The sequence below is a fragment of the Pseudomonas sp. G3-39 genome (genome assembly GCF_054790485.1).
On record NZ_CP186497.1, the window covers coordinates 5,342,873 to 5,362,846 of the forward strand.

16 protein-coding genes are annotated in these 19,974 nt (G+C 60.4%); 11 read left to right on the forward strand and 5 right to left on the reverse strand.

The genetic code is table 11. The features are described 5' to 3' along the window. Window positions 1–187: 187 nt before the first annotated feature. Together ACOYXG_RS24195 and ACOYXG_RS24200 are read right to left on the reverse strand one after the other, a co-directional pair. Window positions 188–817 (reverse strand): response regulator, encoded by a 630-nt coding sequence (locus ACOYXG_RS24195; RefSeq protein ID WP_003228820.1) that lies wholly within the window; start codon window positions 815–817, stop codon window positions 188–190. Between the two features lie 125 nt (window positions 818–942). Continuing rightward, window positions 943–3,339: a PAS domain-containing sensor histidine kinase gene (locus tag ACOYXG_RS24200; protein ID WP_460354385.1), complete on the reverse strand. Its 2,397-nt coding sequence runs from the start codon at window positions 3,337–3,339 to the stop codon at window positions 943–945. Window positions 3,340–3,413: 74 nt separating this feature from the next. Here ACOYXG_RS24200 and ACOYXG_RS24205 point away from each other — a divergent pair, with 74 nt between their 5' ends. Next, the gene (locus ACOYXG_RS24205; RefSeq protein WP_460354387.1) at window positions 3,414–4,403 is read left to right on the forward strand and encodes an alpha/beta hydrolase family protein; all 990 of its coding nucleotides are present in this window, start codon (window positions 3,414–3,416) and stop codon (window positions 4,401–4,403) included. Window positions 4,404–4,539: 136 nt separating this feature from the next. Here ACOYXG_RS24205 and ACOYXG_RS24210 read toward each other — a convergent pair whose 3' ends face one another. The 3 genes from ACOYXG_RS24210 to ACOYXG_RS24220 are packed head-to-tail and all read right to left on the reverse strand — an operon-like array spanning window position 4,540 to window position 6,996. Next, complete coding sequence (locus ACOYXG_RS24210) at window positions 4,540–5,307, reverse strand: TerB family tellurite resistance protein (RefSeq protein ID WP_027610724.1); 768 nt, start codon at window positions 5,305–5,307, stop codon at window positions 4,540–4,542. Window position 5,308: 1 nt separating this feature from the next. Further along, window positions 5,309–5,980: an N-acetylmuramate alpha-1-phosphate uridylyltransferase MurU gene (murU, locus tag ACOYXG_RS24215; RefSeq protein ID WP_027610723.1), complete on the reverse strand. Its 672-nt coding sequence runs from the start codon at window positions 5,978–5,980 to the stop codon at window positions 5,309–5,311. Further along, window positions 5,977–6,996: an aminoglycoside phosphotransferase family protein gene (locus ACOYXG_RS24220; RefSeq protein ID WP_097089139.1), complete on the reverse strand. Its 1,020-nt coding sequence runs from the start codon at window positions 6,994–6,996 to the stop codon at window positions 5,977–5,979. The genes murU and ACOYXG_RS24220 overlap by 4 nt, the downstream gene beginning before the upstream one ends. Window positions 6,997–7,126: 130 nt before the next feature. Here ACOYXG_RS24220 and ACOYXG_RS24225 point away from each other — a divergent pair, with 130 nt between their 5' ends. The 10 genes from ACOYXG_RS24225 (at window position 7,127) to ACOYXG_RS24270 (ending at window position 19,917) form a co-directional block, all read left to right on the forward strand. Then, window positions 7,127–9,925 carry an LPS-assembly protein LptD gene (locus ACOYXG_RS24225; RefSeq protein WP_103368680.1) on the forward strand — a complete coding sequence of 933 codons (2,799 nt, stop codon included), beginning with the start codon at window positions 7,127–7,129 and terminating at the stop codon, window positions 9,923–9,925. Then, a complete protein-coding gene (gene surA / locus ACOYXG_RS24230; RefSeq protein WP_460354391.1) occupies window positions 9,906–11,222 on the forward strand; it encodes a peptidylprolyl isomerase SurA in 1,317 nt (438 codons plus the stop codon). Before ACOYXG_RS24225 ends, surA begins: the two co-directional genes overlap by 20 nt. Continuing rightward, complete coding sequence (pdxA, locus tag ACOYXG_RS24235) at window positions 11,219–12,208, forward strand: 4-hydroxythreonine-4-phosphate dehydrogenase PdxA (RefSeq protein WP_460354393.1); 990 nt, start codon at window positions 11,219–11,221, stop codon at window positions 12,206–12,208. Before surA ends, pdxA begins: the two co-directional genes overlap by 4 nt. Then, a complete protein-coding gene (gene rsmA / locus ACOYXG_RS24240) occupies window positions 12,205–13,023 on the forward strand; it encodes a 16S rRNA (adenine(1518)-N(6)/adenine(1519)-N(6))-dimethyltransferase RsmA (protein ID WP_097089131.1) in 819 nt (272 codons plus the stop codon). The genes pdxA and rsmA overlap by 4 nt, the downstream gene beginning before the upstream one ends. Before the next feature lie 114 nt (window positions 13,024–13,137). Beyond that, window positions 13,138–13,518, forward strand: a complete 381-nt coding sequence (gene apaG / locus ACOYXG_RS24245; protein WP_027610717.1) for a Co2+/Mg2+ efflux protein ApaG — start codon at window positions 13,138–13,140, stop codon at window positions 13,516–13,518. Further along, on the forward strand, window positions 13,518–14,399 hold the full coding sequence (locus ACOYXG_RS24250) for a symmetrical bis(5'-nucleosyl)-tetraphosphatase (RefSeq protein ID WP_460354397.1): 882 nt from the start codon (window positions 13,518–13,520) through the stop codon (window positions 14,397–14,399). The genes apaG and ACOYXG_RS24250 overlap by 1 nt, the downstream gene beginning before the upstream one ends. A gap of 33 nt (window positions 14,400–14,432) precedes the next feature. After that, window positions 14,433–14,762, forward strand: coding sequence for a thiosulfate sulfurtransferase GlpE (glpE, locus tag ACOYXG_RS24255; protein WP_027610715.1), 330 nt, complete (start codon window positions 14,433–14,435; stop codon window positions 14,760–14,762). Window positions 14,763–15,056: 294 nt separating this feature from the next. After that, window positions 15,057–16,979 carry a PrkA family serine protein kinase gene (locus tag ACOYXG_RS24260; RefSeq protein ID WP_003228848.1) on the forward strand — a complete coding sequence of 641 codons (1,923 nt, stop codon included), beginning with the start codon at window positions 15,057–15,059 and terminating at the stop codon, window positions 16,977–16,979. A gap of 107 nt (window positions 16,980–17,086) precedes the next feature. Next, window positions 17,087–18,358, forward strand: a complete 1,272-nt coding sequence (locus ACOYXG_RS24265; RefSeq protein WP_003228849.1) for a YeaH/YhbH family protein — start codon at window positions 17,087–17,089, stop codon at window positions 18,356–18,358. Then, window positions 18,355–19,917: a SpoVR family protein gene (locus tag ACOYXG_RS24270; RefSeq protein ID WP_027610714.1), complete on the forward strand. Its 1,563-nt coding sequence runs from the start codon at window positions 18,355–18,357 to the stop codon at window positions 19,915–19,917. Before ACOYXG_RS24265 ends, ACOYXG_RS24270 begins: the two co-directional genes overlap by 4 nt. The last annotated feature ends 57 nt before the right edge of the window (window positions 19,918–19,974 follow it).

Consider the following 19,974-nt stretch of genomic DNA (forward strand, 5'->3'; position numbering starts at 1 on the left):
TGCTGCGAGCCACGAGAACAAGCAAAAGCGGTTGTCGCTAATGGATATGCCCGCAATTTCGGGCGCTATGAAGATCCCCTGTAGGAGTGAGCCTGCTCGCGATAGCGGTGGCTCAGTCACTGAAGTGTTGCCTGACAGACCGCTATCGCGAGCAGGCTCACTCCTACAGTTTTAACTGCGGTGATCTTTAGAGGAGTTTGTGTTCCATCGCGTATTTGACCAGCTCGGCCAGCGAGGTGATGTTGAGCTTCTGCATCAGTCGCGCCTTGTGGGTGCTGATGGTCTTGCTGCTCAGCGCCAGTTGCTGGGCGATGTCGTTGACGTTGGCGCCCTGGGCCAGGCGTTCGAACACCGAGAACTCACGCTCGGACAGCAGCGAATGCAACGGACGCGTGTCGGTCAGGCCGACTTCGAAGACCATGCGGTCGGCCAGTTCCGGGTCGATGTAGCGTCCGCCGGCCGCCACTTTGCGAATCGCCGTCAACAACAATGCCGGATCGCTGTCCTTGGTCGCATAGCCGGCGGCGCCGACCTTCAGCGCACGGGCGGCCATTTGCGCCTCGTCGTGCATCGACAGCACCAGAATCGCGGGTGGATTGTTCAGCGCGCGAATCCGCGGGATCGCCTCCAACCCATTGACGCCAGGCATCGAGATGTCCAGCAACACCACTTCACACGGCACGCTGCGTAGGGTTTCGAGCAACTGTTCGCCATTGCTCGCCTCCCCCACCACTTGCAGATCCTTGGCCAGGCCGATCAATTGCTTGATGCCTTCACGGACGATGGTGTGGTCTTCGGCTACCAATACACGGATCACGTTCTTCTCCATTATTCTTATTCAGCGCCAAGGTCATTCGCGAGCAGGCTCGCTCCCACAGGGAAGTGCATTCCAATGTGGGAGCGAGCCTGCTCGCGATAGCGTCAGCTCAAACACCACAACCTTCAAACCTCATTCACCGGCACCCACACATTCAGACTGGTGCCCTCCCCCGGCTCACTCTCAAGCAACAAGCGTCCGCCCATGATCAGCACCCGCTCGCGCATACCGACCAAACCAAAGGACGTCGGCCGATCCGCCGCAGCGACAAAGCCTACGCCATCGTCGCTGACCGTCAGACACAACTCATCGCCTTCCAGCGCCAGTGTCAGCTCCACAGTATGCGCCTGAGCATGGCGCATGACGTTGGTCAGCGCCTCCTGCAGGATGCGGAACAGCCCGATCGCCTTGGCATCGCTGAGCGCCGGCAGATTGTCCGGCACCTGCACCAGACACGGAATCTGCGTACGCGCCTCGAAGCGCCGCGCCTGCCACTCGATCGCTGAAGCAATCCCGGCATCGAGAATCGGCGGGCGCAACGCCGTCGCCACATCACGCACCAGTTGGAACAACTGGGCGATCAGGCGCTTCATGCTGTTCAAGCGCTCGTGCAGCCCCGGGTCGAGCTGCGCATAGGCCAGTTCGCACATCGAGGTTTCCAGTTTCAGCACCGTGAGCATCTGCCCCAGTTCATCGTGCACTTCCCGGGCGATCCGCGCCTTTTCTTCTTCGCGCACGCTTTCCAGGTGCGCCGACAATTCGCGCAGTTGCTCGCGGGAGGCGGCCAGCTCCAACTCGATGCGCTTGCTTTCGCTGATGTCCCAGACGATGCCGTCCCAGACATAGGCGCCATCCTCCAGCTGTCGGGTGATTGCCTTGATCTCGGCCCAGCGCTGATCGCCCTGACGGGTGAGGATGCGACCCTGCCACGACCAGTCACTGTCAGTGTCCAGCGCTTGATCCTGAGTCTGGTGGTAACTGGCCCTGTCGTCCGGGTGCACCAGACTGCGCAAGCCCATGTCGCGATGGGCGATGGCGGCCGGCGCATAGCCGACCAGACTCTCGCTGCCCTCGCTGATGTAGGCGAAATCGATCTGCCCGGTCACCGGCGCCCGCTCCAGGCGAAACACCAGCCCCGGTACGTTGGCGGCGATGCCTTGCAGGCGCGCTTCACTTTCCTGCAACGCGGCCAGGGCGCGGCGGCGCTCGGTGACGTCGGTGAGATAAACCACCAGATACTCGCTGTCGCGAAAACGCAGAAAACTCAGCGAGACGTCCGCCGGCAGGATGCTGCCATCGGCGCGCACGCAACTGGTTTCAAAACTCAGCGGCCCTTCTTCACTGGCCCGCGCGCGTTTCCACAGGTTGAGCCAGCGATCCATGTGCAGGCCGGGTTCGAAGTCGATCAGCGGCCGTTCGATCAGCGCGCCCTGTGGATAACCGAGCATGTGCTCCGCAGCGCGGTTGGCGTAGCGCACATGGCTATCCCAGTTGACCCAGAGAATGCCGACGGTGCTTTGGTCGATGGAAAACTGGGTCAGGCGCAAGGCTTCTTCGCTGGCCGCGCGCAGGGCGATGTCTTCACGTGCAGCCAGCAGACGCTGTTCGAGGCTGTGTTGCTGGCGTCGTTGCCAGACAACGATGGCCAGGCAACTGAGCAACAACACCGCAAACAACAGGCTGAGGTTCTGCCAGAACCCCGGCGATTCCGTCAGCCGTGGGTACTTGGGTTGCAGCCATTGGTTGTGCAGGCGCTCCAGATCCTTGGCCGGGATCGCTCGCAAGGCGCTTTCGATGATCCCGGCCAATTGCGGCCAGTCGCGCCGCGTGGCAACCCGCAACAGCTGCGGCAAGCCGATATCGCCGACCACCACCAACCCGGCGAACTCAGGTTCGGCGGACAACCGCCCGAGTTGCGCTTCATCTATCACGGCGTAGGACGCTTGTTGAGTCAACAACAGTTGCAGCGCCTGACGCTCCAGCGGCACGCCTTGCAGATTCAGGTGCGGATAATTGCTGCGCAAATAATCGGCGGTGACGCTGGGCATGCGCACCGCGACGCGGGACAGGCTGTCGAGCTTTTCCAGCTCGACCACGCCGCCGCTCTTCTGGTCGCTGACCACCAGTTGCGGCACACGCATGTAAGGATCGGAAAACAGCCACAGGCGCAGCGCACCCGGGGTCTGGGTCAGGCCCGGAGCGATGTCGATTTCACCTTCGCGGGCGGCGTCTTCCAGTTGCGCCAGGTCCTGAAAATTGCGCCAGCTCAGCTCGACGTTCAGGGTTTTGGCCAGCGCCTTCATCAATTCGACATTGGCCCCGGACAAGCGCTGCAAGCGCCGGTCGTATTGCGCGTACGGCGCCTGCAATACCAGGCCAACACGCAGCTCACGGTGCTGCGCCAGCCATTGCTGCTCGCCGGGCGTCAACAGCGCTGCATGTGCCGCCGGCGCAGACGCCGCCCAGCCCATCAAGGGAAAACACAACCAGCCGATAACCCACAGGCAGCAAAAACGCATCATTGAAGTCTCTTGCACTGACAAATTCTGACCAACCCATTAGGCTGCCGGGATACTTTTCTGGCCTGGAATAACCGATGCCCTCTGTCTACCGCCTGGCAATGCCAGCATTGTGCCTGTCGCTGATCCTGCCTTGTGCGTTTTCCGTCGAAGCCGCCGATCCGGCGCCCGCCTCCACCGCCGAGCAACCGGCCGCCGACAAACCGGCCGAACGCCAGCCACTGCTTGAGCGTAGTCAGGAAGAAGCCGCAGCACTCGAACGTAAAGTCCCGGCGCAAGAGCAGCAGCAATTGCAGGCCGGTGCCGACACTTTCCTCGCGCTGTGGAAACCGGCCAACACCGCCGAGCCCAAAGGTGCGGTGATTATCGTCCCCGGCGCCGGCGAAACCGCTGACTGGCCGCAAGTGATCGGCCCACTGCGCAGCAAATTGCCCGATGTCGAGTGGAGCAGCCTGAGTATCACCCTGCCGGATCTGCAAAGCGATGTCATCGCACCGCGGGTGATTGCGCCCGCCGCCGCGCCGAAAGCCCCGGAAAGTGGCAGCAAGGATTCCACCACTGCGCAACCGATCGAACAGGCGGCGGGCGGTGAAGCGGAAGTGGCGGATCAGGTGGTCGCCGAAACGACTGAAGAACAATCCAAGGCTGATGCCGAACGGATCTTTGCGCGGATCGATGCGGCGATCGCCTACGCCGAGCAGCAAAGCACACGCCGGGTCGTGGTCCTCGGTCACGGTACGGGCGCGTACTGGGCAGCGCGCTTTCTCAGCGAGCGGCAGAGTTCCCAGGTCGAGAAACTGGTGATGGTCGATGCGCAAACGCCGAGCAAGGCCAAGCCACAATTGGCCGAGCTGACACCGACCCTGAAGTTGCCGACCGCCGACATTTTCTACATGGACAAGGCGCTGGATCGCAACGCGGCGCTGGAGCGCATGCAGGCCAGCAAGCGCTTGAAGACTTCGACCTTCAGCCAAGTGGCGCTCAAGGCGTTGCCGGATAAAAAGGCTGAGCAGGAACAAATGTTCCGGCGGGTGCGTGGCTGGTTGAATCCGCAGAAGACTGACTGATAGACCGAGTCGCCCCATTCGCGAGCAGACTCGCTCCCACATTTGAATGCATTCCATCTGTAGGAATGCGATCAGTGTGGGAGCGAGCCTGCTCGCGATGAGGCCATTTCAGCCGCCCCATCTTTAACGGCAACGATCAGCGAAAATCCCGCCGCGCCCGAATCAGGGTAAACGCGTTGTGCAGCTCGCGGGTTTTCTCGGTCGCGTCACGCACCTGCTCCGGCGTCGCGCCGCTGCCGGCGATCTTGTCCGGGTGATGACGACTGAGCAGCCGGCGATAGGCGCGCTTGATCTGCGCCGGCTCGCTGGTCGCCGACACCCCGAGCAGGCGCATCGCTTCCTGATAACTCACCGCGGCACTGACAATCGGCCGTTTATTCGGCTCGTAATCATTGGCCAGCGCCTGGATCTGGTGGGTTGTCCAACCCAGCCACTTGCCCCACTGCGCCAACAATTCACGCTCACTGACGCCCGCACGACCGTCGGCCCAGACCATCCGCCAGCAGGCGCGCAACACGCCTTCGGCGGCATGCGGCTGAGCACTCAGGCGGCGCAGATAACCGCGCAGGCGGTCGCCGCCGGACTTGCCGCGATTGAACGCAGCAATCGCCCGCCGCCGTGCCGGCTCGCTCATTTCCAGGGCGTTCATTTCATGGCGCGCCTGCTGGATATGGCCGTCCGTCACTCGCCCGTCACTCTTGGCCAGACGCCCGAGCAACACGAACAGCAATTCGTCGTTGCGCAACATCGGCCGTCCGCCGAGTTTTTCCCGCAAGTGCCCCCAGCTTTGCAGGTGCAGGCGCCGATCCAGCGCCTGTCCCAACAATGCCCCAAGCATGGCCCCCGGAATGCTGGCGATCGCAAAACCCGCTCCGGCTCCAATCAGAGTCCCTGGCCACAACATATCAACGACTCGCTTCTATCAATGCTTCAGCTTCGGCCAGACGCTCATGCGTACCGACATCCACCCAGTGACCTTTCAGACGCTCACCGCTGACCTGTCCGTCAGCCATGGCTTTGCGCAGCAACGGTGCGAGCTTGAATGCGCCGTCCGCGCAGCCATCGAACAACTGCGGATGGAGCACGGCGATGCCGCTGTAGGTCAGGGTTTGCGCGCCTTGCTGGCCATCCTGTACCCGGCCGTCAGTCAGGGTGAAATCGCCCGTCGGATGATGAGCCGGGTTGTCCGCCAGTACGAGATGTGCCAGACCGTTGATCGGTTGATGCAGCACGCTGAAGTCGTAATCGGTCCAGATGTCACCGTTGACCACCAGAAACGCATCGTCACCGAGCAACGGCAAGGCGCGGAAAATGCCGCCGCCGGTTTCCAGCGGCTCACCTTCCGGCGAGTACTGGATGCTCACACCGAACTGCGAACCGTCGCCCAGGTAATCTTCGATTTGCTGACCGAGCCAGGCATGGTTGATCACGATCTCGCTGAAACCAGCCGCCGCCAGCGCGCGCAGGTGATATTCGATCAACGGCACGCCGCCGGCACGCACCAGCGGCTTGGGGGTGGTCAGGGTCAGCGGGCGCATGCGCTCGCCCTTGCCTGCCGCCAGAATCATCGCCTTCATGCAGTCGCTCCGCCACGCAGACTGGCGAGCAACGCCTGCAGATCCGCCAGTTCAGGACGACGCGCAAGCACCGCTTCTATATAGGCGAAGAAACGCGGCACGTCGGCCAGGTAGCGCGGCTTGCCATCGCGATGGCAGATGCGGGCGAAGATGCCGATGACTTTCAGGTGGCGTTGTACGCCCATCAGGTCGCTGGCACGCAGGAAGTCTTCGAAATCCGCTTGCACCGGGATGTCCAGCGCCGAGGCTTGCTGCCAGTAGCTTTCCAGCCAGCCACGCACGCGCTCTTCAGGCCAACTGAGGAAGGCGTCCTTGAACAGGCAGGTGACGTCGTAGGTGACCGGGCCGTAGACCGCATCCTGAAAGTCCAGTACGCCCGGATTCGGCTCGCTGAGCATCAGATTGCGCGGCATGTAGTCGCGGTGCACCAGCACTTTCGGCTGGGCCAGGGCGCTGTCGATCAACAGATCGCTGACGGCTTGCCATTGTTGCTGCTGTGCCGCGTCGAACTCGATGCCGAGTTCGCGCTTCACATACCACTCGGGGAACAGTTCCAGCTCGCGGCGCAGCAGCGCCACGTCGTAACTCGGCAGCGGTGCGACCATCGGCAATTGCTGAAAAGCCAACAGCGCCTGCAGGGCATCGCTGAACAAAGCGTCGGCATTTTCGCTATCGATTACGTCCAGATAGGTCTTGTTGCCCAGGTCATTGAGCAAAAGAAATCCGCGTTCGAGGTCTTCTGCATAAATTTTCGGCACGTTAATTCCGGATTTCGCCAGCAAAAAGGCGATATCCACGAACGGTTTGCAGTTTTCCTGGGGCGGTGGCGCGTCCATCACGACGAAACTGCGACCCGCGCCTTCCCAGCGGAAATACCGGCGGAAACTCGCGTCGCTGCTGGCCGCGGTCAACGTGGCCGGGGGCACGGCGCCCCAGCCCTGATCTGCAAACAGGATTGCCAACTGCTCATCGAGCCAAACTTTCAGGTGTTGCAAGCGTACATCTTGGTCAGGCATTGCAAGGGTCTCCGACGGCGCTAGCCGTCAAGCGGGTCATGCTTTATTATCCAGCATCTTTTTCAGACCATCGAGAGGCGTGCGGCCCACACCGCGGGCAGATGGCACGCAGGAAGCCCGGACTAATAAGATGGCATTGAAATCCCCCGCGTTTCGTAAAAAATTTCCGTTGTTGGTAACCGGCAGTCTGCTGGCTATGCAACCTCTGGCCAGTCAATTCGTTGTTGCCGCCGAGCAGTATGACTGCGCCGTCTCGGCAACGGGTGGCTGGGCGTGTGCGCCCAAGACGCCGGCAGCTGCATTGCCGCCGCGTCCGGTGCATGACGGCAGCGCTGTCAGCGCCGCCGGCGAAGCCCCGACCCAGAACGGTTCCACATCCGACACCGGCGCCAAGCCTGTGCTGGTCACCGAAGCCAAAGGCCGCGGCCTGAAATCCCGTAGCGAAGACTACAGTCACCTCGACTGGGTTCCGCGCGAGAAGCTCACCGCCGCCCAATTGGCCGAGACCGGTCCTTACTGCTCTGGTTCCTATATCGAACCAATTCGTCCTGGCATGAATGACAAGACGAATAAAAGTGACGCACCGACCTTTATCGGCGCCAAGGCCTCGCGCTACAACACCGAAGATCAGGTGGGTACGCTGGCCGGCGACGTGGTCCTGCGTCAGGGCAGCATGCAGGTCGAGTCCGACGAGGCCAGCCTGTATCAGGCCGAGAGCCGCGCCGAACTCAACGGCGACGTGCGCATCCGCGACAACGGCGCACTGATCGTCGGCGACCACGCCGATGTGCAGCTCGACACCGGTGAAGCCAAGGTCGACAACGCCGAATACGTGATGCACAAATCGCGCATCCGCGGTAACGCGCTGTACGCCAAGCGTGCCGAGAACGCGATCATCCGCTTGAAGGACGGCACGTACACCACGTGCGAACCGAACAGCAACGCCTGGCAGCTCAAGGGCAACAACATCACCCTGAACCCTGCCACCGGCTTCGGTACCGCGACCAACGTGACACTGCGGGTCAAGGACATTCCGATCCTGTACACGCCGTACATCTACTTCCCGATCGACGATCGTCGTCAATCGGGCTTCCTGCCGCCGACCATCGGCACCGGCAGCGATACCGGCTTCATGCTGGTGACCCCGTACTACTTCAACCTGGCGCCGAACTACGATGCCACGTTGTACCCGCGTTACATGAGCAAGCGCGGCATGCTGGTCGAAGGCGAGTTCCGTTACCTGACCAAGTCCAGCGAAGGCCAGTTTGGTGCGGCGTATCTGAACGACGAAGATACCGATCGCAGCAAGCAGTCCGATTACGAAAAAAATCGCTACATGTACAACTGGCAGCACAAGGGCGGTCTCGACTCCCGTGTGATGACTCAGGTCGACTACACCAAGATCAGCGATCCGTATTACTTCCAGGATCTGACCACTGATCAGATCGGCGTGAAAAGTGCTGACTTCGTGAACCAGCAAGGTCTGGTTTCCTATCGTGGCGACTCGTATACCGCCACGTTGAACGCTCAGCAGTACCAACTCGCGACCGTTTCGAACATCACGCCTTATGGTCGTCTGCCGCAGATCACCTTCAATGGTCAGCTGCCGTATCACCCGGAAGGTTTGAACTTCGATTACGAGACCGAGATTGTGCGGTTTGATCGTGATCTGAAAAACGGCAACTTCACCGATGAAGATGGCACCGTTACGCCACGCCTGGACACCAACGTACAAGGCTTGGCGCGCGCCAACGGCGACCGTCTGAACCTGAAGCCTGGCGTCAGCCTCCCGATGAACTGGACCTACGGCTTCCTGAAGCCGTCGCTCAAGTACCAGTACACCCAGTACCAACTGGATCTGGATGGCACTGGCAAATCGCAGATTGCTGCAATGTCTCCGGAAAACCAGAAGCTCAATGGCAAGTTCGACAGCAACCAGAACCGTGGCGTACCAATCGCCAGCGTCGACAGCGGCCTGTACTTCGACCGCAACACGTCGTACTTCGGCAAGAACTATCGCCAGACCCTGGAGCCGCGTCTGTTCTACCTCTATGTACCAAAGGTCGATCAGGAAGACATTCCGGTATTCGATACCAGTGAATACACCTTCAACTACGCATCGCTGTTCCGCGACAACCGCTTCTCCGGCTCCGACCGTGTCGGCGACGAGAACAAGCTGTCGCTGGGCGTGACCAGTCGCTGGATCGAAGACAATGGTTTCGAGCGTCAGCGCATCAGCGTCGGCCAGGCTTACTACTTCAAGGATCGTGAAGTCCAACTGCCAGGCATCGCGTTCAACGATCGTAAAGACGCCCAATCCGACGTATCACCGTACGCTCTGGAATACGAATATCGCTGGAACCGTGACTGGCGCACCACTGCCGACTACAACTGGGATCCGGACAGTCGCAGCCCGCGTTCCGGCAGCGCGATGTTCCATTACCAGCCTGAAGACAACCCGAACAAGGTGGTCAACGTCGGTTATCGCTATCGCAACGACCAGATCCGTTACGACCAGAACACCGGTAAGTGGGCCGTTGGTGGCGGTGACTATGGCACCCCGGGCCAGCCTGGCTACGTGAAGGACTACTACAAGATCCAGCAGCATGACTTCTCGGTCATCTGGCCAATCGTTCCGCAGTGGAGCGCGATCAGCCGCTGGCAGTACGACTACAACCGCAACCGTACGCTGGAAGCCTTCGGTGGTTTCGAATACGACAACTGCTGCTGGAAACTGCGCCTGATCAACCGTTACTGGGTTTCCTACGACGAATTCAGTCAGGAAGCTCCGCAAAACGAAAAAGGCGACCACGGCGTCTTCCTCCAAATTGTTCTGAAGGGACTCGGCGGCCTGACTGGCGCCAAGGTAGAGAGCTTCCTCGACAAAGGCATCCAAGGTTATCGTCAACGTGAAGACCAAGCTTTCTGATTCTCTGCGCCCGCTGCTGCTGGGCGCGCTGTTCCTGGGTACTGCGGCCAACGCCGCAGTACAGTCCATCGATAAAGTGGTCGCGATCGTTGATAACGACGTGGTCATGCAGAGCCAACTGGACCAGCGCGTCCACGAAGTTCAGCAGACCATCGCCAAGCGTGGCGGCGGCATGCCGCCTCCAGGCGTGCTGGATCAGCAGGTGCTCGAGCGCCTGATCGTCGAAAACCTGCAACTGCAGATCGGCGAGCGTTCCGGGATCCGCATTACCGATGAAGAACTGAACCAGGCTGTTGGCACTATCGCTCAGCGTAACAACATGACTGTGGATCAATTCCGCGCGGCTCTGGCTCACGATGGCCTGTCCTACGACGACGCCCGTGACCAGATCAAGCGCGAAATGATCATCAGCCGTGTGCGTCAGCGCCGTGTGGCAGAGCGCATCCAGGTCTCCGAGCAGGAAGTGAAGAACTTCCTCGCCTCCGACCTGGGCAAGATGCAACTGTCCGAAGAGCTGCACCTGGCCAACATCCTGATTCCTACGCCGGAAAGCGCCAATTCTGAAGCGATTCAGAGCGCTTACCGTCAGGCAATGGACGTTTACCAGCAGCTCAAGAAAGGTGCTGACTTCGGTCAGATGGCCGTTGCCAAATCCGGCAGCGACAACGCCCTGGAAGGCGGCGACATGGGCTGGCGTAAAGCTGCGCAACTGCCACCGCCGTTCGATCGTGAGCTGAGCAGCATGGCCGTTGGCGACATCACTCAGCCTGCACGTACCCCGGGTGGTTTCATCATCCTCAAGTTGCTGGCCAAACGTGGTGGCGAAGCGCAGATGCGTGATGAGGTGCATGTGCGCCACATCCTGGTCAAGCCAAGCCCGATCCGTGACGAAGCCAAGACCAAGGCCCTGGTGCAGTCGCTGTACGAGCGCATCCTGGCCGGTGAAGACTTCGCTGAACTGGCGAAGAACTACTCCGAAGACCCGGGTTCGGCGCTCAACGGTGGCGACCTGAACTGGATCGACCCGAACGCACTGGTACCGGAATTCCGCGAAGTGATGGCCAAGACCCCACAAGGTCAGCTGTCCAAGCCGTTCCAGACCCAGTACGGCTGGCACGTACTGGAAGTCCTTGGCCGCCGCGCCACCGACAGCACCGAGCAGGCTCGCGAGCAACAAGCGATGACCGTTCTGCGTAACAAAAAATACGATGAAGAGCTGCAAAACTGGCTGCGTCAGATTCGTGAAGAAGCCTACGTAGAAATCAAACTCCCTGGTGCAGACCAGGCAGCGCAGTGAAACCCAAGCGTTTCGCGCTGACACCCGGCGAACCAGCCGGCATCGGTCCCGACCTGTGCCTGCTGCTGGCCTCGCAAGCCCAGCCACACCCCCTGATTGCCATCACCAGCCGCGACCTGCTCACCGAGCGGGCCGCGCAGCTGGGGCTGGCAGTCACCTTGCTGGAGGTGGCGCCCGGTCAATGGCCGGATGCGCCAGCAGCGGCCGGCAGCCTGTACGTCTGGGACACCCCGCTGAGCGCTCCCGTGGTTGCCGGGCAACTGGACCAGGCTAATGCTGCCTTCGTTCTGGAAACCCTGACCCGCGCCGGCAACGGCTGCCTGAACGGCGACTTCGCCGGGATGATCACCGCCCCTGTACACAAGGGCGTGATCAACGAATCCGGCATCCCGTTCTCCGGACACACGGAATTTCTCGCCGACCTGACTCATACCGCCCAAGTGGTCATGATGCTCGCCACCCGCGGCTTGCGCGTGGCACTGGTCACCACCCACCTGCCGTTGCGCGAGATCGCCGATGCGATCACGCCGGAACGGCTGGAACGGGTCACGCGGATTCTGCACGCCGACCTGCAAGACAAATTCGGCATCACCCAGCCACGCATCCTGGTCTGCGGACTCAACCCGCACGCCGGCGAAGGCGGACACCTGGGCCATGAAGAAATCGACATCATCGAACCTACCTTAGAGCGCCTGCGCGGCGAGGGCATGGACCTTCGTGGCCCGCTGCCTGCCGACACTCTGTTTACCCCCAAATATCTGGAGCACTGCGACGCAGTGCTGGCGATGTACCACGACCAGGGCCTGCCCGTGCTGAAGTACAAAGGCTTCGGCGCCGCAGTCAACATTACCCTTGGCCTGCCGATCATCCGCACCTCGGTCGATCACGGCACCGCCCTGGATCTGGCCGGCAGCGGCAAGATCGACACCGGCAGCCTGCAGGTCGCCCTGGAAACCGCCTACCAGATGGCCGAGAACCGTTTATGACCGAGCAATACCAACACAAGGCGCGCAAACGCTTTGGCCAGAACTTCTTGCACGACGCCGGCGTCATCGACCGCATCCTGCGCTCCATCAGTGCCAAATCCGGCGACCGCATGCTGGAAATCGGCCCGGGCCAGGGCGCGCTGACCGCTGGCCTGCTCAACTCCGGTGCGCAGCTCGACGTGGTGGAACTGGACAAGGACCTGATCCCGATCCTCAACCAGCAGTTTGCCGGCAAGAGCAACTTCAACCTGCATCAGGGCGATGCGCTGAAGTTCGACTTCAACACCCTCAACGCTGCGCCGAACAGCCTGCGCGTGGTCGGCAACCTGCCGTACAACATCTCGACGCCGCTGATTTTCCACCTGCTGAACAACGCCGGCATCATTCGCGACATGCACTTCATGCTGCAGAAGGAAGTGGTCGAGCGTCTGGCGGCTGGCCCGGGTGGCGGCGACTGGGGTCGCCTGTCGATTATGGTTCAGTACCATTGCCGTGTGGAACACCTGTTCAACGTCGGCCCGGGCGCGTTCAACCCGCCGCCGAAGGTCGACTCGGCCATCGTCCGTCTGGTGCCGCACGCGGTACTGCCGCATCCGGCCAAGGATCATCGCCTGCTCGAGCGTGTGGTGCGCGAAGCCTTCAACCAGCGTCGCAAGACCCTGCGCAACACCCTCAAGCAATTGATGACCGCTGCCGAGATCGAAGCCGCCAGTGTCGATGGCAGCCTGCGCCCCGAGCAACTGGACCTGGCCGCATTCGTGCGCCTGGCCGACAAGCTCGCCGAGCAGGTTCCTGCCGCCCCCGCCGCCGACTGACCGGCGATGAACGCTATCGGGCAGGCCGCCACTCTGGTTTACTGCCCGATACTTGCCTAGACTGATTCCCCATCAGCTACGCCTCGCGTTCCGCTTTGCTTAAGGCCCTTTTGCATGTCCGATTCTCGTTATCAGGTCGACGTCAGTGTCGTTACCCGCTACCTGGCAGAACAATCGCAACCCGAGCACAACCGCTTCGCCTTCGCCTACACCATCACCGTGCAGAACAATGGCGAGCGCCCTGCCCAGCTGATGTCACGACATTGGGTGATTACCGACGGTGACGGGCATGTCGAAGAGGTTCGCGGCGCTGGCGTCGTCGGCCAGCAACCGCTGATCGAGGCTGGCAAAAGCCACACCTACAGCAGCGGCACGGTGATGACCACCAAGGTCGGCACCATGGAGGGCACTTACGAAATGGTCGCCGATGACGGCAAGCATTTCGACGCGATCATCAAACCTTTCCGCCTCGCCGTCCCCGGAGCCCTGCACTGATGACGACGTACGCCGTCGGCGACCTGCAAGGCTGCCTCGAACCGCTCAAATGTCTGCTCAAGCAAGTGGCTTTCGACCCGAAGCTCGATCGGCTGTGGCTGGTCGGCGACCTGGTCAACCGCGGCCCGCAATCGCTGGAGACCCTGCGTTTTCTCTACGGCATGCGCGATTCGCTGGTTTGCGTACTGGGTAACCATGACCTGCACCTGCTCGCTGCGGCCAACAACATTGAGCGCCTGAAGAAGTCCGATACCCTGCGCGAGATCATTGAAGCCCCCGACGCAGCCGATCTGCTCGAGTGGCTGCGCCAGCAGAAACTCATGCACTACGACGAACAACGCGAAGTAGCCATGGTGCACGCAGGCATCCCACCGCAGTGGTCCTTGCGCAAGGCCCTGAAGTACGCGGCCGAGGCCGAAGCGGCACTGCGTGACGACAACCTGTTTCCGCTGTATCTCGATGGCATGTACGGCAATGAGCCGGCGAAGTGGGACAGCGAGCTCACGGGCGTGACCCGCCTGCGCGTCATCACCAACTATTTCACCCGCATGCGCTTCTGCACCGCCGAGGGCAAGCTCGACCTCAAGAGCAAGGAAGGTCTCGACACTGCCCCGCCCGGCTATAAGCCATGGTTCCAGCACAAAGAGCGCAAGACCCGCGGTCTGCGCATCATTTTCGGCCACTGGGCCGCGCTGGAAGGCGATGTCCGTGAACCGGGCATCTCGGCACTGGACACCGGTTGTGTCTGGGGCGGCAGCCTGACCCTGATGAACGTCGACAGCGGCGAGCGCGTGTCATGCAAATGCGATGAACACGGCGGGCTTGCACCATCAGTCGCACCACTTATCCCCGAAACTTCGCCAGTCAGCGCGCCGCGTTAGACTGCGCATTCTGCCGAGCTACAGGAACCCGCCATGAGCGAATTCAAACGAATCCCCCCGGAACAGGCCCATGCCCTGCGTGAGCAAGGCGCAGTCGTGGTCGATGTCCGTGATCCTGCAACTTTTGCCGCCCTGCATATCAGCGGTTCGAAGCATCTGGACAACCACTCGCTGCACGCCTTCATTCAAGGCGCCGACCTGGATGCACCGACCGTTGTCGTCTGCTACCACGGCAATTCCAGCCAGGGCGCGGCCGCCTACCTGATCAGCCAGGGCTTCTCCGACGTCTACAGCATGGACGGCGGCTTCGAGCTATGGCGTGCGACTTATCCGTCGGAAACCGCGCAAGGCACCGCCGAATAATTTTTTTGTCACGCGCAGGCCCCGGCTGCCGTGGGCCTGCGCGCGGCAGACGAACGGTCTGCCACAACTAATTACGTATCTCGCCTTTACCTCTCGAATTCCCAACTATCCTTAAGCCCAGGCCATCCAAAACAGGGGAGAGCCGGTACACCGGCGCACGGGTCATCGGGAGTGACTTTCAAGGTTGTCGACCGCGAAAGTGTTCTGGGGGGTAAACAAGCGGCCACCACGGCTGCTTGCCAGCATCGACTGAGTGATCCGGCGTCGGCTCCACGTATCGAGCGAGGTGACGTCATGAGTATCTTTAGCCACTTCCAACAACGCTTCGAGTCCACACGCCAGGAAGAACTCTCGCTGCAGGAGTACCTGGAGCTGTGCAAAAAGGACCGCAGCGCTTACGTTTCCGCCGCCGAGCGTCTATTGATGGCCATCGGCGAACCCGAGCTGCTCGACACGTCGACCAACTCGCGGCTGTCGCGGATCTTCTCCAACAAGGTGATTCGTCGCTATCCGGCCTTTGAAGACTTCCACGGGATGGAAGAATGCATCGACCAGATCGTCTCGTATTTCCGCCATGCCGCCCAAGGCCTGGAAGAGAAGAAACAAATCCTCTACCTGCTCGGCCCCGTCGGTGGCGGTAAATCGTCCCTGGCCGAGAAGCTGAAACAGCTGATGGAAAAAGTGCCCTTCTACGCGATCAAGGGCTCGCCGGTATTCGAATCGCCTCTGGGTCTGTTCAACGCCACCGAAGATGGCGCGATCCTCGAGGAAGACTTCGGCATCCCGCGGCGCTACCTGAACACCATCATGTCGCCGTGGGCGACCAAACGCCTGGCCGAATTCGGTGGCGACATCAGCCAGTTCCGTGTGGTCAAACTGTATCCGTCGATCCTCAACCAGATCGCCGTGGCCAAGACCGAACCGGGCGACGAAAACAACCAGGACATCTCGGCGCTGGTGGGCAAGGTCGACATCCGCAAACTCGAGGAATACCCACAGAACGACGCCGACGCCTACAGCTACTCCGGTGCGCTGTGCCGGGCCAACCAGGGCCTGATGGAATTCGTCGAAATGTTCAAGGCACCGATCAAGGTGCTGCACCCATTGCTGACCGCCACGCAGGAAGGCAACTACAACAGTACCGAAGGGCTGGGGGCGATTCCGTTCACCGGGATCCTGCTCGCGCACTCCAACGAATCGGAGTGGCACACCTTCCGCAACAACAAGAACAACGAAGCCTTCATCGACCGGATCTACATCGTCAAAGTACCGTACTGCCTACGGGTCAGTGACGAGGTGAAAATCTACGACAAATTGTTGTTCAACAGCTCTCTGGCCAAGGCCCACTGCGCCCCCGACACCCTGAAGATGCTGGCGCAGTTCACCGTGCTGTCGCGCCTCAAGGAACCGGAAAACTCCAACATCTATTCGAAGATGCGTGTCTACGACGGGGAAAACCTCAAGGACACCGATCCAAAGGCCAAGTCGATCCAGGAATACCGCGATTCGGCGGGCGTCGACGAAGGCATGAACGGTCTCTCGACCCGCTTCGCGTTCAAGATTCTGTCCAAGGTGTTCAACTTCGATCCGCATGAAATCGCCGCCAACCCGGTGCACCTGTTGTATGTACTGGAACAACAGATCGAGCAGGAACAGTTCCAGGCCGAGACCCGCGAACGCTACCTGCGCTACCTCAAGGAGTACCTGGCGCCGCGTTATATCGAATTCATCGGCAAAGAGATCCAGACCGCTTATCTGGAGTCTTACAGCGAATACGGGCAGAACATCTTCGACCGCTACGTGCTGTATGCGGACTTCTGGATCCAGGATCAGGAATACCGCGATCCGGAGACCGGCGAGATTCTCAACCGTGTCGCCCTGAACGAAGAACTGGAGAAAATCGAGAAACCGGCGGGCATCAGCAATCCGAAGGATTTCCGCAACGAAATCGTCAACTTCGTGTTGCGCGCCCGAGCCAACAACAACGGCAAGAACCCGACCTGGCTCAGCTACGAGAAACTGCGGGTGGTCATCGAGAAGAAAATGTTCTCGAACACCGAAGACCTGCTGCCAGTCATCAGCTTCAATGCCAAGGCGAGCAAAGAGGATCAACAGAAACACAACGACTTCGTTACTCGAATGGTCGAACGCGGCTACACCGACAAACAGGTAAGACTTCTGTCCGAATGGTACCTACGGGTCCGGAAATCGCAGTAAAACAGCTACAAGCTTCAAGCTACGAGCTGCAAGAAAAAAGCATGTGAACGCTGTGCTTCTACTTGCGGCTCGCAGCTCACAACTTGAAGCTGCCCGGAGGGCCACGTATGAGCTATGTGATCGACCGACGTCTCAATGGCAAGAACAAGAGCACGGTGAACCGCCAGCGCTTCCTGCGGCGTTACCGTGATCACATCAAGAAGGCTGTCGAAGAGGCGGTCAGCCGCCGTTCCATCACTGACATGGAGCACGGCGAACAGATCAGCATTCCCGGTCGCGATATCGACGAACCGGTGCTTCACCACGGTCGCGGCGGCAAGCAGACCGTGGTTCATCCCGGCAACAAGGAATTCACTGCCGGCGAACACATCGCCAGGCCTCCGGGGGGCGGCGGTGGACGCGGTCCCGGCAAGGCTGGCAATTCCGGCGAGGGCATGGACGAATTCGTCTTCCAGATCACCCAGGAGGAATTCCTCGAGTTCATGTTCGAGGACCTTGAACTGCCGAATCTGGTGAAACGCAACCTGAGCGGCACCGACACTTTCAAGACCGTGCGCGCGGGGATCAGTAACGAAGGCAACCCGTCGCGGATCAATATCATCCGCACCCTGCGCTCGGCCCACGCCCGGCGCATTGCGCTGTCCGGCAGCAGCCGTGCCAAACTGCGCGAGGCCAAAGAGGAACTGGCGCGATTAAAGCGCGAAGAGCCGGACAACTTCGGCGATATTCAGGAACTGGAAGCAGAAATCGAGAAACTCAGCGCGCGCATTCACCGCGTGCCATTCCTCGATACTTTCGACTTGAAATACAACCTGCTGATCAAGCAACCCAACCCCAGCTCGAAAGCGGTGATGTTCTGCCTGATGGACGTGTCCGGCTCGATGACCCAGGCGACCAAGGACATCGCCAAACGTTTTTTCATCCTGTTGTACCTGTTCCTCAAGCGGAACTACGACAAGATCGACGTAGTGTTCATCCGCCATCACACCAGCGCCCGGGAAGTGGACGAGGAAGAGTTCTTCTACTCGCGGGAAACCGGCGGCACCATCGTCTCCAGCGCCCTGAAGCTGATGCAGGAGATCATGGCCGAGCGCTACCCGAGCAACGAATGGAACATCTACGCCGCGCAGGCTTCCGACGGCGACAACTGGAACGATGACTCGCCGATCTGCCGCGACATCCTGATCAATCAGATCATGCCGTTTGTGCAGTACTACACTTATGTGGAGATCACCCCGCGCGAACACCAGGCCCTCTGGTACGAATACGAACGCATCGCCGAAGCCTTTTCCGACACGTTTGCCCAGCAGCAACTGGTCTCGGCCGGGGATATCTATCCGGTCTTCCGTGAACTCTTCCAGCGCAGGTTAGTGACATGACCGCCAAAGAGCAGAAACGCCAACCCATTTCCACCGGCTCCGAATGGACGTTCGAGCTGATCCAGGCCTACGACCGCGAAATCGCCCGGATTGCGGCCGGCTATGCCCTGGACACCTATCCCAACCAGATCGAAGTGATCACCGCCGAACAGATGATGGACGCCTATGCCTCGGTCGGCATGCCACTGGGCTATCACCACTGGTCCTACGGCAAACACTTCCTCAGCACCGAGAAATCCTACAGCCGCGGCCAGATGGGGCTGGCCTACGAGATCGTGATCAACTCGGATCCGTGCATTGCCTATCTGATGGAGGAAAACACCATCTGCATGCAGGCGCTGGTGGTGGCACACGCGTGCTATGGCCATAACAGTTTCTTCAAGGGCAATTACCTGTTCCGCACCTGGACCGATGCCAGTTCGATCATCGATTACCTGGTGTTCGCCAAGCAGTACATCATGCAATGCGAGGAGCGCCACGGTATCGATGCGGTGGAGGACCTGCTCGACTCCTGCCATGCGCTGATGAATTACGGGGTCGATCGCTACAAGCGTCCGTATCCGATTTCCGCCGAGGAAGAACGCCGGCGGCAGAAGGATCGCGAAGAGCACCTGCAGAAGCAGATCAACGATCTGTGGCGCACCATCCCCAAAGGCGCGGACAAGTACAGCGACAAGGACAACGCCCGGTTCCCGGCCGAGCCGCAGGAAAACATCCTGTATTTCATCGAGAAGCACGCGCCGTTGCTGGAGCCGTGGCAACGGGAGATCGTGCGGATCGTGCGCAAGATCGCCCAGTATTTTTATCCACAGCGTCAGACGCAGGTGATGAACGAGGGCTGGGCCACCTTCTGGCACTACACCCTGATGAACGACCTGTACGACGAGGGCCTGGTGACCGACGGGTTCATGATGGAATTCCTCACCTCGCATACCAGCGTGGTGTTCCAGCCAGGCTTCGACAGCCCTTACTACAACGGGATCAACCCTTACGCACTGGGCTTCGCGATGTATCGCGACATCCGCCGCATGTGCGAAAACCCCACCGAGGAAGACCGGCGCTGGTTTCCGGACATCGCCGGATCCGACTGGCTGTCGAGCATCAAGTTCGCCATGAGCAGCTTCAAGGATGAGAGCTTCATCCTCCAGTACCTGTCACCCAAAGTGATCCGCGACCTGAAGCTCTTCAGCATCCTCGATGACGATCAGAAGGACGATTTGCTGGTGCCTGCGATCCACGACGAAACCGGTTACCGGATCATCCGCGAAACCCTGGCCGCGCAGTACAACCTCGGCAACCGCGAACCGAACGTGCAGATCTACAGCATCGACCGCCGCGGCGACCGCTCGCTGACCCTGCGTCACCAGCAACATGACCGCAAACCCTTGGGCGATTCCACCGACGAGGTACTGAAACATCTGCACCGGTTGTGGGGCTTCGACATTCACCTGGAAACCCTTCAGGGCGACCAGATCATGAAAACTCACCACGTACCGCCGCGAAGTGAACACAGCGAGGGTGATTACGGTCGACTCGACCTGGCCGTGATTCATCTCTAGATGCGGTTCTGACCTCCGAAAGTCCGACACAAGGGTTATCCTGTCGGGCTAACGGAG

Bases quoted from the DNA above. Each gene is read 5' to 3' on its own strand.
- ACOYXG_RS24200 (WP_460354385.1), bottom strand. From the start codon at position 3,339: ATGATGCGTTTTTGCTGCCTGTGGGTTATCGGCTGGTTGTGTTTTCCC.
- ACOYXG_RS24205 (WP_460354387.1), top strand. From the start codon at position 3,414: ATGCCCTCTGTCTACCGCCTGGCAATGCCAGCATTGTGCCTGTCGCTG.
- ACOYXG_RS24210 (WP_027610724.1), bottom strand. From the start codon at position 5,307: ATGTTGTGGCCAGGGACTCTGATTGGAGCCGGAGCGGGTTTTGCGATC.
- murU (WP_027610723.1), bottom strand. From the start codon at position 5,980: ATGAAGGCGATGATTCTGGCGGCAGGCAAGGGCGAGCGCATGCGCCCG.
- ACOYXG_RS24220 (WP_097089139.1), bottom strand. From the start codon at position 6,996: ATGCCTGACCAAGATGTACGCTTGCAACACCTGAAAGTTTGGCTCGAT.
- ACOYXG_RS24225 (WP_103368680.1), top strand. From the start codon at position 7,127: ATGGCATTGAAATCCCCCGCGTTTCGTAAAAAATTTCCGTTGTTGGTA.
- rsmA (WP_097089131.1), top strand. From the start codon at position 12,205: ATGACCGAGCAATACCAACACAAGGCGCGCAAACGCTTTGGCCAGAAC.
- apaG (WP_027610717.1), top strand. From the start codon at position 13,138: ATGTCCGATTCTCGTTATCAGGTCGACGTCAGTGTCGTTACCCGCTAC.
- ACOYXG_RS24250 (WP_460354397.1), top strand. From the start codon at position 13,518: ATGACGACGTACGCCGTCGGCGACCTGCAAGGCTGCCTCGAACCGCTC.
- glpE (WP_027610715.1), top strand. From the start codon at position 14,433: ATGAGCGAATTCAAACGAATCCCCCCGGAACAGGCCCATGCCCTGCGT.
- ACOYXG_RS24260 (WP_003228848.1), top strand. From the start codon at position 15,057: ATGAGTATCTTTAGCCACTTCCAACAACGCTTCGAGTCCACACGCCAG.
- ACOYXG_RS24265 (WP_003228849.1), top strand. From the start codon at position 17,087: ATGAGCTATGTGATCGACCGACGTCTCAATGGCAAGAACAAGAGCACG.
- ACOYXG_RS24270 (WP_027610714.1), top strand. From the start codon at position 18,355: ATGACCGCCAAAGAGCAGAAACGCCAACCCATTTCCACCGGCTCCGAA.